This window comes from Tautonia rosea (assembly GCF_012958305.1).
Classification (GTDB): domain Bacteria; phylum Planctomycetota; class Planctomycetia; order Isosphaerales; family Isosphaeraceae; genus Tautonia; species Tautonia rosea.
In genome coordinates, this window is the sequence record NZ_JABBYO010000003.1 from 306,091 (window position 1) to 319,017 (window position 12,927).

12 protein-coding genes are annotated in these 12,927 nt (G+C 64.1%); 6 read left to right on the top strand and 6 right to left on the bottom strand.

Features of this window, described 5'->3' with window-relative positions; translation table 11 throughout:
* Positions 1–29: 29 nt before the first annotated feature.
* The 6 genes from HG800_RS06625 to HG800_RS06650 all read right to left on the bottom strand — a co-directional run bounded on the left by HG800_RS06625 (position 30) and on the right by HG800_RS06650 (position 7,535).
* Positions 30–494, bottom strand: coding sequence for an ExbD/TolR family protein (locus HG800_RS06625; RefSeq protein ID WP_169975051.1), 465 nt, complete (start codon positions 492–494; stop codon positions 30–32).
* A gap of 92 nt (positions 495–586) precedes the next feature.
* Positions 587–1,054 carry an ExbD/TolR family protein gene (locus HG800_RS06630; RefSeq protein WP_169975053.1) on the bottom strand — a complete coding sequence of 156 codons (468 nt, stop codon included), beginning with the start codon at positions 1,052–1,054 and terminating at the stop codon, positions 587–589.
* Between the two features lie 44 nt (positions 1,055–1,098).
* Positions 1,099–2,013: a MotA/TolQ/ExbB proton channel family protein gene (locus HG800_RS06635; protein ID WP_169975055.1), complete on the bottom strand. Its 915-nt coding sequence runs from the start codon at positions 2,011–2,013 to the stop codon at positions 1,099–1,101.
* 363 nt (positions 2,014–2,376) lie between these two features.
* The gene (gene hflK, locus HG800_RS06640) at positions 2,377–3,300 is read right to left on the bottom strand and encodes a protease modulator HflK (RefSeq protein ID WP_169975057.1); all 924 of its coding nucleotides are present in this window, start codon (positions 3,298–3,300) and stop codon (positions 2,377–2,379) included.
* The gene (locus tag HG800_RS06645) at positions 3,297–4,322 is read right to left on the bottom strand and encodes an SPFH domain-containing protein (protein ID WP_169975059.1); all 1,026 of its coding nucleotides are present in this window, start codon (positions 4,320–4,322) and stop codon (positions 3,297–3,299) included. The genes hflK and HG800_RS06645 overlap by 4 nt, the downstream gene beginning before the upstream one ends.
* 75 nt (positions 4,323–4,397) lie before the next feature.
* Entirely contained in the window at positions 4,398–7,535 is a 3,138-nt protein-coding gene (locus tag HG800_RS06650) for a cation-translocating P-type ATPase family protein (RefSeq protein ID WP_169975061.1), read from the bottom strand.
* A gap of 395 nt (positions 7,536–7,930) precedes the next feature.
* Between HG800_RS06650 and HG800_RS06655 the strand changes: the two genes are divergently transcribed.
* From HG800_RS06655 to rplI, 6 genes are all read left to right on the top strand, one after another.
* Entirely contained in the window at positions 7,931–8,596 is a 666-nt protein-coding gene (locus tag HG800_RS06655; RefSeq protein WP_169975063.1) for an HAD family hydrolase, read from the top strand.
* Positions 8,597–9,401: 805 nt separating this feature from the next.
* Positions 9,402–10,043 (top strand): 50S ribosomal protein L25, encoded by a 642-nt coding sequence (locus tag HG800_RS06660; RefSeq protein WP_169975065.1) that lies wholly within the window; start codon positions 9,402–9,404, stop codon positions 10,041–10,043.
* A 64-nt stretch (positions 10,044–10,107) separates the two neighbouring features.
* A complete protein-coding gene (gene pth / locus HG800_RS06665) occupies positions 10,108–10,689 on the top strand; it encodes an aminoacyl-tRNA hydrolase (protein ID WP_235963367.1) in 582 nt (193 codons plus the stop codon).
* A gap of 240 nt (positions 10,690–10,929) precedes the next feature.
* A complete protein-coding gene (rpsF, locus tag HG800_RS06670; RefSeq protein WP_169975067.1) occupies positions 10,930–11,373 on the top strand; it encodes a 30S ribosomal protein S6 in 444 nt (147 codons plus the stop codon).
* A gap of 175 nt (positions 11,374–11,548) precedes the next feature.
* Positions 11,549–12,085 (top strand): single-stranded DNA-binding protein, encoded by a 537-nt coding sequence (locus HG800_RS06675; RefSeq protein WP_169975069.1) that lies wholly within the window; start codon positions 11,549–11,551, stop codon positions 12,083–12,085.
* A gap of 95 nt (positions 12,086–12,180) precedes the next feature.
* Positions 12,181–12,822: a 50S ribosomal protein L9 gene (gene rplI / locus HG800_RS06680; RefSeq protein ID WP_169975071.1), complete on the top strand. Its 642-nt coding sequence runs from the start codon at positions 12,181–12,183 to the stop codon at positions 12,820–12,822.
* Positions 12,823–12,927 lie beyond the last annotated feature (105 nt).

Sequence of the window (12,927 nt, forward strand, 5' to 3'; positions counted from 1 at the left end):
ACGGGGGAGTGAAATAGTCGAGTGAGGCGTCAGTTCATTTCAGTGAAGTTGACTTTCGTCAGGCCAAGATCGGAAAACATGTTCAAAACCGAGACAAGGTGTTCCCAGTGAAGATCCGGATGGGCTCGGATCAGGGCCTGGTCGAACGCGTAGTCGGGGTCTTCAAGCAACCCTTTGATCCGATCGCGGAGGCTGGGCAGGTCCTCAAACCGCAATTCCTCCAGATCGATTCCGGTCAACTCTCCCGTGTTGTCCGAGAGCAACGTCACCTGGAACGATCGGATGGCGGGGGGTTCGTCCGAGGGGCTGTCCTCGGGCGGCGGTTCCGGTTCGGGCTCAGTCTGAGGCGTGGTCGGGAGCAAGTTCAAATCGAACTGCAGCTCCATCGGCGCTGGCTTGAAGGTAAGGATGAAGAACGTGAGCAGCTGAAAGGCCACGTCAAGCATGGGAGTCAGCGGGACTTCAATTTCGGTCGATTGACGCGGTCGAAACATCAGGGGCTGCTCCGGGGGCGGAGGTTGGCAGCATCAGAAACAAGGCAGGACAGGAGCGAGTACGGCTCCCCCAACCGATCGTGCGTCGTCGTTCAATACGTCGGGGCGCTGAGGGCTCGGAGATCGAACCGGGAGAAATTCACATCCTGGCAGGCCCGGATCAGTCGGAAGACCTCGGTAAACGGGGCCTGCCGGTCGGCCCGAAGAATCACAGTCGTCGGGAGCGGCTCTCCGGCCGACAGCGTGATGCCGGCGGCGTCCGCATTCAAACGGGCCAGGTCGGCCTGAAAGCGAATATGCTTTAATGCCTCGTCGGCGCTCAGAGCCTGGCTGGCCACCAGCAAGCGACCTGTCTCATCGATGTTCAAAACCAGCTTATCCTCGGCCGGGTTCAGGATCGGTCGAGCCGATCCGGCCACCGGGAGCCGGACCCGCTGGTCGTACACTTCCTGGTTGAAATTCGAGACCATGATGAAGAAGGTCATGAGCTGGAACACGACGTCGAGCAGCGGCGTCAGGTCCGGCTGATACTTCACGTTGTGGAGTTTGGGTCGGGGCATGATCGATCGGGCCTCCTCGCGTGGCACCGGGTGCGGGCTTCGGCTCAGGTGGCGGTCCGGGTCACCCCTTGCTGCTGCTTGGCGGCCTGCCAGAAGGCGTTGATGGTTCGGTCGGCGATCTTCGTCGTCTCGGTGGCGATGAAGACGATCCGGTTCCGGAAGAAGGCAAAGAAGAAGATCGCCGGCACCGAGACAATCAGCCCTTCAAAGGTCGTGACCAGCGCGAGCGAGATATTGCCGGCCAGCTTCGTCGGATCGACCTGCACCCCCTCGACCGTCGCCAAATCCTGGAAGGCCAGAATCATGCCCAGCACCGTCCCCAGCAGACCGAGCATCGGGGCGATCGTCCCAATCGTGCCGAGATAGCTGTTCTTCGACTCCATATCGACCACGATTTCCTCGGCCGTGGCATTCATGGCCTCCTTGGCCTCGGTCCGGCCGTTGGGCATGTTGGCCACTCCGGTCCGAACAAGCCGGGCGAGGAACGAGTTATCCTCGCGGCAGGCGTCGTAGGCCTCCTGAAACTTCTTTTCTCGAATCGCGTTATCGAGCAGATCGACCAGTTGTGGCGGCACCGCCTCCTTGAGCCGGAACTCCAGGAACAGGCGAATGATCATCGCCACCAGGGTGATCGACAAAATGATGATCAGGCCGCCGATGATGCCCGACGACTCGATAAACCACTGCAACCCCGACTTGGTCCGGACCGGGCTCCCCGTTGTGGTCTCGCCAGGAGTCGATGCGGCCGCAGCCGGTTCGGGCTCGGGTTCGGGAGCGGCTTCGGGTGTCGCCCCATTGTCTGGTTCCGGAGCAGGGGGAAGCATCGCATCCTCCTGCGCGATGGCAGCGGTCGGCATCAGTCCGATCGTACCGACGCAGCAGAGCGGCATCGCCAGCAGCGTCGCCAGCAAAACTCGGGACAGGCGACGGCCCCTCGGGCTCGAAATCGGGGTCGGCATCGGTGGCGTTCTCCGTCGGCAGTCGGGTCGGAGTCAGAGTCGGAATCGACGTTGAGAGCAGAACGATTCGGTCTCGGTTGAAGGTCGAGCCGGGACTTGCGTCACGTGAACGGACCTCGGGAACCGTCAGAGGGGGATTGATCGGGCGAGACGGTCTGACCCTTCCCGCACGCGTGTGCTCAAAATAGCCTCATCGGGATTCTCTGTCGCTTCTTGCCACCTGTCAACCGTCCCTTCGGAACCGGATTCGTTTGCAGCCCTGACCAGTGGCATTCCGCGGTCTCGTTTCCGAGGAGAAGTGATGGCATCTGCCTTTGAAATCACGCTCCGTTCCCAAAGGGTGACCTCGTCTCCGGTCCAGCTTCACGGCCGAGGCTCGTCGACCGGCCCAAGAATGCTCAGATCGAGCGGTTCGTCCGGAGCGAGGACGACCGTCCGTCCGACCCTCGGCCACTGCTCACGAATCGCATCGAGATAGATCCGCTGAATGGTCATCGACCGCGAGCGATTCAGCTCGGTCAGGATCGATCGGAACCGGTCGGCCCGCGAGCGAGCCAGGATCACCGAACGGTCGGCGGCCGCATGGACGCGGTCGAGGATCGTCCCAACTTCCGACGCCGACGCGGCCAACACGCGGTCGGCGTGCCCCTGGGCTTCTCGGAGTCGTGTGTCGACCTCGCTCCGAGCAGCCTGGGTAGCGGCGAAGTCGGGTCTGACCTCCTCCGGAGGGCGAACCTCTGTCAAGTTGACGCTGAGGATCGCGAGCCCAAGCCCGAATCGGTCTGAGTCGTCACGGAGCGACCCGGCGACCTCAACCGCCACGGCAAGGCGTTCGCTCCCCATCGCATCGTCGATCCCCCGACGGGACAGCGCCCGACTCAACGATGCCTCTCCGAGCGCCACGAGCAATGCTTCTCGACGATCCACCGCCACCACAAACGCAACCGGATCGGCCACCCGGTACTGGACGACCGCTTCGGCCCGAAGCACGTTCTGATCGCCCGAGAGGAATTCCCCGGCACCGGGAGCGTCGGAGGCTCCTGGAATTCCCGCCAGGCCGAGTCTCAGCCGCCGGACCTCATCCGTCCGAACCCGGTCGATCCGGTCAATCCCGAGCGGTGCCACCCAGTGCAAACCCGCTCCCATCGGCCGATCCAGCACCCTCCCGAAGCGTCGGACAACGACCGATTCGCCCGGTTCAACCGCCACCAGTCCCGTTGCCAGCACGCTCAAGAGAATCACGGTTGTCAGCGCAAGCAGTCCCGCGACCCGTTGTTGACGACTCATTCCTCACGCTCCCCGGGCGGTTCCGGATCGTTCGAAGCGACCGGATTTGCCGAGGCCGGGGCAGGCGACGGTGTCGGCCCCGCAAGCGGAGTCGGAGTCGAAGCCGTTGACGGAGCTTGCAAAACGTTCGATCCTGGCCCCTGGTTCAGGAGCCTAAGCAAGGGACTGTCCGCCGACAGGACAACCGTCGCCCGGCCGTCAAGCAGAGATCGGTACGTTTCCAGCGTTCTCAGGAACTCGGCAAAGCTCGGGTCGGTTGCGTGGGCTTCGTTGAGGATCCGGGTCGCTTCGGCCTCTCCCGAGCTTCGAATGCGGTCGGCCTCGGCCTCGGCCTCGGTGAGAATCGCCTCGCGCTGTCGTTCGGCCTGACTGGTAATCGTTCGAGCCCGTGTTTCTCCGTCGGCCCGAACCTGGGCAGCGACCTGGCGCCGTTCACTCCGGATCAGGTCGAACACTGCCGGTCGGACCTCCAGCGGATGATTAAAGCGCCGAAGCCTGACGTCGACCACCTCGACCCCCAGCTCCGACCGCGCCGGTTCGGCCACGGCCGATTGCACCTCCTCGGTCATGGCATCGAGCGCCCAGACGGTCGGATCGGTCGAGGCGATCGTCTCCAGGGCTCTCCGGCCGATCGCGTCGCTGAGGGCTGAGGTGAGACGTTCCTCCAGCCTTGCCTCGGCCGTCTCTTTCGAACCAGCAGCGCGGAGAAAGACAATCGGATCAGCCACCCGCCAGGCGACGAATCCGGCGACTTCCAGGTTTTTCTTGTCCCCGGTGATCACTTCCCGAGTGCTCGCATCGAACGACGTCAAGCGGCGGTCGATCGACCAGACCCCTTGCCACGGCCATTTAGCGTGCAGGCCCGCCTCTCCCGGATCGTCACCGTAAAGTGCAACCGGACGGCCAAAGCTGGTCACGAGCACGTACTGGGTTTCATCCGCCACAACGATCGACCTCGCCGTGACCACAATCACGGCAAGCACAAACACCAGAAGGACGGTGACAACCGAGGTTCGACGCATCAGAAACCTTTCATGAGCAATCAGGCCGTTTCAGGAATGCGATCAGGACGATGACGTGGTCTATCGCCCTCGCCATCAGGGCGATGGCTCTGATCGAAAGGTCGAATTGCGATCCGGATTCGCTCGCGAGCCCTCCGTTTCGGCAAGCCATCCGGGGATCGCCGGTTCTCCAATAAACAGATGACGGCGACGATCGGCCCGCGAGGGGTCGAGAATCACCTTTGGTCGATTGGCGACAGCGGCCTCGATCGTCTCGGCATAAAGCCGGTGATCGGTCAGCTCAGGGGCTGACGTTCGGGCCGATTGCAGGGCCAGAAACGATGCCGCCGAGGACGAGGCGACGGCCACCGAGGAGCGACGACCGGCCTCCGCTTCAGCAAGGGTTTCGGCCGCCAGGGCCCGGGCATCAGCCAGGCGCTCCGAGCGATCCGCGAGCGCATCGTTGACCGTGGCTTCCGCGTCGCGATTGGACCGCGAAACGTCGCGATACGCATCAACGACCGCCAGCGGGGGGTGAGCATCTCGGAAGGTCACGCCGACGACCTCCAGGCCAAGCCCCGCCCTGGAAACCAGTCGGCGTAGCTCCTCGGCCGAGGCTCGCTCGGCGTCTCCTCGGTCGTTGGTCAGCACGGGATCAAGCGGTCTTCGCCCGAGGACCGACCGCACGCTCGCCTCGGCCAGCGACTGCAAGGCGTCTTCCGCCCGATCAACCCCGAACGCCGCGATCCGCCACTGATCGCGAGATGGTCCGATTCGATATTCGACCGTGGCTGTCAGCTCGATCAGGCGGCCGTCTCCGCTCAAGATCAGCGCCTCCTCGGCCGCCCTCGCGTCAACCCGATCGTGGCCACTCTCCCATCGGAATCCGTCCGAATCGCGCTGGCCCTCAATCGTCCGAAAACCGATCGACACCCCTCGCACCCGGTCCGGCTCAAGACGGACGACCCGCTCAATCGGCCTCGGCCAGCGCAGGTGCAAGCCCGGCTCCACTGTGGTGATCAATCGGCCGAATCGAGTCACCAGGCCGACCTCTCCGGGACCAATCGCCGTCAAACCCGACCCTGCATACGCAACGGCTGCGATCCCCAACGCGCCGACCAGCCCCGCTCGCCAGTGACCCCTCGCCCGATCGACGACCTGGCCCAGGTCGAGCCGATCGTCCCAGGCGTCGACCCACCGGCCAAAGGCTCGGATCTGCCGGAAGGGGGGCATCTCGTGCCAGTCGCCGAAGGCGAGCAACCGCATGGCGTTGAGCAGCACCAAGAACGACCCGATCTGGTGCAGGATCGCCGCGGCCACCGGTCCGAGCACGCCGAGAAACGCCAGGAAGACCGCCCCCGCGTTCAGAGCGAATGCAAACAGGAGTATGTTCTGCCGGATGATCCGCACTGTTGCCCGCGAGAGCTTCACGAAGTCGGGCAGGACGTTCAAGGGGTCGTTCATCAGGACCACGTCGCCCGCCTCGGCCGCCAGGTCGGCCCCGGGACCGGCAATGGCGATGCCGACATCGGCCGCGGCCAGCGCCGGAGCGTCGTTGATGCCGTCGCCGATCATCGCCACTCGGCGCCCTTCCCCCTGTCGCTCCCGAATCCATCCAGCCTTGTCCGCCGGAAGCAGCTCCGACTCGACCGTCTTCAGATGCACCTTCTTCGCCACCACCTCCGCCGCCGGCTTCCGATCTCCGGTCAAGAGGGCGATGAGCGTGAATTTCAGGTGCTTCAGGTCGTGAATGACGTCGTGCGCCTCGGGCCGCACCGTGTCTCGGGCACCCAGTAGGCCGACAATTCGTCCTCCTTCGGCCACAAGCAACGGGGTCTGCCCAATGCCGTCGAGCCGGACAATCGCCTCCTCGACCGAGGGCTCCAGATCGAGACCCCGCTCGATCATCAGGCGGCGATTGCCGACGATCACCGACCGCTCCGACCCTCCCGGATGGACCACGCGGGCCTCAACCCCCGCGCCGGGCATGGCGACGATTTCCATCGCTTCCGGTACCGAAAGCCCGCGCCGATCCGCTTCCCGGACAACCGAATCGGCCAGCGGGTGCCTCCCTCCCCGTTCGGCCGACGCTGCCAGTCTCAACACATCGTCGGCCGATCGATCATCGAACGACTCGACCGTGACCAGTTCCGGCTTGCCGAGCGTGAGCGTCCCCGTCTTGTCGAAGGCGATCGTGTCGCACCGCGCCATCCGTTCCAGGGCCGCCCCCCCCTTGATGACGACCCCATGCCTCGCCAGCCAGGCCATGCTGGCCATCACGGCCGCCGGGGTTGCCAAAATCAGGGCACACGGACAGGCCACGACCAGCACCGCCACGGCCCGTCGCCCCGTATCGGGCCAGCCCAGCAGCAACCCCGTGACCACGGTGATCGCCGCCGCCGCGAAAACGGCCGGGAGGAAATACGACGCCAGGCGATCGGCCGTCCGGTGGATCGGCGCCTTCCGCCGCTGGGCGTCGGCCACCAGCTTCAACACCTGCCCGAACGTCGATTCATGCCCGACCCGATCGGCCCGCACCTCGATCTGGCCGAACTGGTTGATCGTCCCGGTGTACACATCCTCGCCAGGTCCTCGATCAACCGGAATCGACTCGCCGGTCAGCGCCGACTGATCGACGGTGCTTCGACCCGAGACGATCTCCCCATCGACCGGAATCCGCTCTCCGGCCGCGACCACCACCACCTCTCCCGCCTTGACCTCGTGCGGTGGGATTTCGACGACTTGACCGTCTCGACGCACCCGGGCCACCCTCGGGGCCTGGTCGAACAGCCGACGGATCGACTTCATCGCCCGGTTTGCCGTGATCGCTTCCAGGACCTCGCCCACCATGGCGATGAAGACGACCTCCGCCGCCACGAACGGCTCGCGTAGGGCCAGCGCCGCCAGGGCTGCGACCGCCAGGGCCACATCCGCCCCCACCCTCCCTTTCACCAACGCTTCCAGTGCCTGGTAGACGATCCGGGCCGAACCCACTAGAGCCGCCACCCAGATCAGGCTCAGCCCCCACGGGGCTCGCCAGTTCGTCGGTGCCAGAGACCAGAGCAGCAAGTCGAGCCCGATCAAGGCCCCAAGCAACGCCGTGAACACATAAAGCCGCAGATGCTCATCGCGGTGATGTTGCTCGTGCTCATCGTGCGCGCCCGCCGCCTCAAAGGCATGAGCCCGCAGGTGCTGCATGTCGTCCGGGTGATATTCGCGGTGCACGAGGCACATCCCCTCTCGCGAGGCACAATCGTCTGACGCAAAGGCTTCTGCCGCCCCGCTCCAACGTGCCGCGATCCGGCTCCCGGGTCAAGCGACCTGCGACTATTCCCAGCACACGAACAACGTCTTTCGACTGGCCGTTCTCGGAATCGCTGTCTTGTCTTCGAATGAGCGCGACCCTTCGAATCCCTTTACCTCGCTTCGTCTTCGCTCCTCCTCTTCTTCTCCGCGCCTCTCCGCGTGATCCTTGTTCCGTTCTTGCCCCCGATCCTCCCCTCGCCATTGCCACGCACGGAAGCCGTTCGATCACCCTCCTTTTCGCTCGATGACCCGCTCGGCGCGCCCCTGCAATCGCCGTTACGATGCGCTCCTTTCCATTCACCGACCTTCCCCGACGAACTGGCATGACCACCCTCACTCCCTCTGTCCGAGCCGTTGCCTTCGACATGGATGGCCTGATTTTCGATACCGAAGCCCTCTTTTTCCGGGTCGCTTCCGAGTTGCTTGCCGCCCGCGGGAAGACCTTCACGCACGAGATGATGGCCGCAATGATCGGCCGCCCCGAATCAGAGGCCGGTCCCGCCCTGATCGCCAAGGCCGGGCTGACCGAATCCCCCGAAGCCCTCCTGGCCGAAGCCCGCCAACGCTTTGACGCCCTCGTCGATTCGGCGATCCACCCCATGCCCGGCTTGTTCACCCTCCTTGACCGCCTTCAGCACCTCGGCATCCCGCGCGCCGTGGCGACCTCAACCCGACGGGCCTACGCCCTCCGATTGCTCGGCAACCATCGCCTGATCGAGCACTTCGCGTTCGTCCTCGGAGGCGATGAGGTCTCCCGGGGTAAACCCGATCCGGAGATCTACCAGACGGCCGCGGCTCGGCTCGGCGTCGATCCGCCCTCGATGCTCGTCCTCGAAGACAGTCCCGCCGGGGTCTCGGCCGCCCGAGCCGCAGGGGCCTTCGTGGTGGCCATCCCCCACGACCACAGCCCCGCTCCCGGCCTGGCCCACGCCCATCTGCTCGCCGATCGCCTCGATGATCCTCGCGTGCTCGCCCTCCTCGACGCCTGATCCGCCGGTTCGGCTCCAAATTTCCACGGAGTTGTCGCTCGTCGGCTTCCCGTTTCCTGTCCTCTTTGTGTGACTGATACCGAGTGACTCCCCGAGAGTCTTGGATGTCGGAGCCACCGCGATCCGAGCACCGCCCCGATGCTCTTTGACAGACCGGTGAAGCACCACACCTCGACGCTCATTTTTTGCAATCGAGATGAGTCGTGCCATCACGCACTCGCAGTCGCGTGTCCTGGACCGGGCCTCTCATGGCTTTGCCCGCTCGAAGGTGGCGTACCCTTCAGCGCACCCGGGCGCACCTAGCCCCCTGATGTCGATCGCCGAGGCAATACGAGACGATTGTTCCGAATCCAAAGGGAGGGGGTTTCTCTGAACGAATGCCGGACCGGGTGGCAGAAGTTCCGTACCCGAAACTCGTGGAGGCATCCGACCGATCACACGATCGCCCAAACAAACCCAACGTAATCGTCAGAGGCTCGCATCTCGTAACGAGTTGTGTTGATCGGCGACAGCGACTTCGAGCGCACCGTCGGGTGTCTGGACCGCGCACCGAGTCCTCTCCGGGGCTGGGGGCTTGCGGGTCAGGGGGGGGATCGTCATAATCGCATGATGCGCGGCCCAGGCGGGCGGCGTTTTTTTCGTTTGATCACAGGTCCAACACGTCTCGACCACGACACAACCGGTCGAGGACGGCAGGGCCTAGTTTCTCTCGGACCTTGCGAGCTCCCGATCCGGATCGTTCCGGCCCGTCCCGCTCGGCGCGGAATGGGCGGGCCCGGCGACGGAGGGACGGACACCCTTACCCATGGCCGAAGCGGTTACCATCCAGGTCGAGCCGCGCGACCCGGCAAAAAACAAGGGCACCGGCAGCCGAGTCGCTCGGAAGCTGCGGGCCCAGGGTCGCGTACCGGCGATCATTTACGGACATAAAAAAGACCCGGTCCCCATCTCCCTCTCCAAGGACGATGTGGCCATGATGCTCAAGCGGTCGATTCACCTGACCCAGTTGACCTGGGGCGGGGAAACCGAGTTGGCCGTCGTCCGGGATGTTCAGTGGGACTACCTGGGCAAAGACATCATCCACCTCGATTTTCTCCGAGTCGGCGCCGGTGAGACGGTCGAGTCGGAAGTTGCGATCGAGCTGCACGGTGAGCCCGCCGGCCTGGCGCTCGGTGGCCGTCTTGAGCAGATCGTTCGTAGCCTGAAGATCAAGGCGAAGCCCAACGCGATTCCCAAAGCGATCACCCTGGAAGTCGGCGATCTTGGCCTGGGTCAGGCGATCCTAGTCCGCGATCTGAAGTCGATGCTTCCCGAAGGTGTGACCACCGACGCCGATGAAAGCGTCATGCTGGTCCACGTCGTCGAGAAGAAGGCCGGATCGGGAGGCGGTGCTGCTGCCGAGGAAGGTGAGACTGAGGCTGGCGGTGAGGCTCCGGCCACGGAGTGACCTTCCCCCCGGAGGCGTCGCGCCACGGTAGAGTGCCTCGTTCAGGCCGCTCTCAGGGCAGTTGATGATGAGCGATCGGAAAGTCGTGGTTGGCCTGGGGAATCCCGGCCCCAAGTATGAAGGAACCCGTCATAACGTCGGTTTTGACGTGCTCGACCGGCTGGCCCAGGGAAGCCCCGGGCCCGCCGTCTCCCGGAAGTTCGACGGGTTCCTCGCCGAGGTCGAGATCGATTTCCGACGGGTCCTGCTACTCAAGCCCCAGACCTTCATGAATCTCAGCGGTCGGAGTGTCCGGCAAGCTGTCCAGTTTTACAAGCTCGATCCGGCAACCGATCTGCTGGTCATCTGCGACGACATTAGCCTGCCGCTGGGCAAGCTCCGCATTCGCCCGAAAGGCTCCGACGGGGGCCAAAAAGGGTTGCGGGACATCATCGCCCAGCTTGGCACTCAGGAATTCCCCCGCCTCCGGATCGGTGTCGGTGATCCCGGCCCGATCGATGCCGCCGACTATGTCCTCGGCCGTTGGCGAAACACCGAACGCTCCGTGATCGACGAGACTCTGATCGAAGCCACCCAGGCCGTCGCGGTTTGGGTGACCCAGGGACTCGAAGCCGCCATGAATCGCTTTAATGCCGTGGGTGGCTGATCACCTCGTTTCGTCCGTCGTCAAGCTTGCCAATCCGTTTTTTTTCGCAACGCTCTGTGTGGTTTCGAGTACCGTCGCTTCGAAGGGAGGAGCGACGGGCCCTGGCGTCTCTGCAAGGACTCCGGTCAGGTTGGTTCCGAGGGCAACGGCTCTCGAACCTTCCTGAACCTGGGAACCCCCTCCCGGGGTACTTCAGTCGCCAGGGCTCCACGGAACCCCAATGTCCTTGAGGAGTCCGCCGTGCCGGTCAATACGTACGAGGGTATGTTCCTGCTCGATAGCACCAAGGTCGCCTCCTCCTGGGAGGAGTCGGAACAGCACGTTCACGACCTCTTGAAGAAGCATGAGGCCGAGATCGTCGCCAGCCGCCAGTGGGACGACCGTCGCCTTGCCTACCAGATCGGCCCCCACAAGAAGGGCAGCTATCTGCTGACCTTCTTCCGGGTCGAGGGGGAGAAGCTCAAGGAAATCGTCTCCGACCTTCACCTCGACGAGTTGGTGGTCCGAGAGCTGATCCTCAAAGTGCATCCCAAGCTGGTCGATCACCTGGTGACGCAGGCCATGTCCTTCACACCGACCGACGAAAGTGCACCGCCCGAAGATGAAGATCGCCGCGACCGTCGCGACCGAGGGGAACGACGAGGACGTGATCGCGACCGCGACCGAGACCGTGATCGCGATTGATCGGTTTCGCTCGCTCGCCGTCGGGTTGCCCATCCTGATTCGACTTCTCGGCTTGTGTCCGGTGGGTCCATGTGGTACGGTTCTTTCAAGGTGACAACCGTTTAGTGTTGTGTGTCCGTGTTCCGTCCGCAATCCGCCGTGACCCACCGGTCCGGAGCCGGGGAGGTTCGTCTCGATGGCCGACTTCAACAAGGTGTTCTTGATCGGACGCCTGACCCATGACCCCGAGCTGCGATACACCCCCAGTGGGGCTCCGGTCAGCGACCTTCGACTGGCCACCAGCCGCGTTTACAATACCAAAGACGGGGATCGCCGCGAGGAGACCCTGTACATCGACATCACCGTCTGGAACCGTCAGGCCGAAAACTGCTGCCAGTACCTCAAGAAAGGCAGCCAGATCCACGTCGACGGCTTCCTGAAAATGGATTCCTGGGAAGATCGGAACAGTGGCGAGCGACGGACCAAGATCAAGGTCGAGGCCGATCGCGTCCAGTTCCTCGATAGCCGCCGCGGTGACGAAACCGGTAGCGCTCCTTCCCGGAATGATGTCGAGTACGATGATCCTCCGGCTCGAGAGCCCCGTCGGGCCGCTCCCGACAGCAGCGAGCCCCGAGGGGCCTCCAACGGCTCCGGCCCCCGACCGTACGCTCCTCCTCCTCGCCGGCCGGCCCCCAGCCACGACGAACAAGGCGACGAGGATATTCCGTTCTAACCCGACCCATACCACGCAACCGCAAGGCGATTGCACGGCCCGACCCGCCGACGGCGCAGGGCTCGCGCCGCCCGACGAGACGAGGACGCGACATCATGGCCAAGACCCCCAGCAAGACCAAGCAGGCCAAGGCCGCCGCCAAGGCCGCCCGAGCCAAATCTCACACCCAGTCGCAAAGTCAGGCGGCTCAGGCGATCCTCGGCGCAACGCGACGCCCGGGGTGGGAACGCCGGCATAATCACCCGACCCGCCCGAAAAACGGTTACATGCACGTCCTCTTGACCAACAAGGTCGCCAAGCTCGGGGAGCCCGGCGATCTGGTCAAGGTACGCCCGGGTTACGCGCGCAACTTCCTGCTTCCGCAGGGGCTTGCGACCTTCGCTACCCCGCACAACCTGCGGATTGTTGAGAAACACCGCTCCCGGCTCAAGGCCCTGGAAGAGGCCAAGCGTTCCGACCTTCAGAACCTTGCTGCTCAACTCTCCCAGCGCTCGATCACCATCGAGGCCAACGCCAACGAGGAAGGCCACCTCTACGGCTCGGTCAACGCCCAGCAGATTGCCGCCGCCCTGGCGACCGATGGGGTCCAGATCGATGCCGAGAACGTCCGAATCGAGGGCCCGCTGAAGGAACTCGGCTTCTACAGCATCCCGATCCATCTGGGGATGGAGATCACCGGCGAGGTCAAGCTCTGGGTGGTCCCGACCCACGTCGAAGGGGACGAGGCAGGGGCCTGACCCCTGTGTTTGCCCTGGCAGAATCATTGCTCCAGGCAGGATCGTAACGATCACAAGGGCGTCAGTGGACCAGTCCTGGGTCTGGGACGCCCCTTTTCCTTCGTG

What these genes read in the sequence shown, in the direction of transcription:
- HG800_RS06655 (WP_169975063.1), top strand. Translation starts at nt 7,931, where the DNA reads ATGACCACCCTCACTCCCTCTGTCCGAGCCGTTGCCTTCGACATGGAT.
- HG800_RS06625 (WP_169975051.1), bottom strand. Translation starts at nt 494, where the DNA reads ATGTTTCGACCGCGTCAATCGACCGAAATTGAAGTCCCGCTGACTCCC.
- HG800_RS06635 (WP_169975055.1), bottom strand. Translation starts at nt 2,013, where the DNA reads ATGCCGACCCCGATTTCGAGCCCGAGGGGCCGTCGCCTGTCCCGAGTT.
- HG800_RS06675 (WP_169975069.1), top strand. Translation starts at nt 11,549, where the DNA reads ATGGCCGACTTCAACAAGGTGTTCTTGATCGGACGCCTGACCCATGAC.
- rplI (WP_169975071.1), top strand. Translation starts at nt 12,181, where the DNA reads ATGGCCAAGACCCCCAGCAAGACCAAGCAGGCCAAGGCCGCCGCCAAG.
- pth (WP_235963367.1), top strand. Translation starts at nt 10,108, where the DNA reads ATGATGAGCGATCGGAAAGTCGTGGTTGGCCTGGGGAATCCCGGCCCC.
- HG800_RS06630 (WP_169975053.1), bottom strand. Translation starts at nt 1,054, where the DNA reads ATGCCCCGACCCAAACTCCACAACGTGAAGTATCAGCCGGACCTGACG.
- HG800_RS06645 (WP_169975059.1), bottom strand. Translation starts at nt 4,322, where the DNA reads ATGCGTCGAACCTCGGTTGTCACCGTCCTTCTGGTGTTTGTGCTTGCC.
- HG800_RS06660 (WP_169975065.1), top strand. Translation starts at nt 9,402, where the DNA reads ATGGCCGAAGCGGTTACCATCCAGGTCGAGCCGCGCGACCCGGCAAAA.
- hflK (WP_169975057.1), bottom strand. Translation starts at nt 3,300, where the DNA reads ATGAGTCGTCAACAACGGGTCGCGGGACTGCTTGCGCTGACAACCGTG.
- HG800_RS06650 (WP_169975061.1), bottom strand. Translation starts at nt 7,535, where the DNA reads ATGTGCCTCGTGCACCGCGAATATCACCCGGACGACATGCAGCACCTG.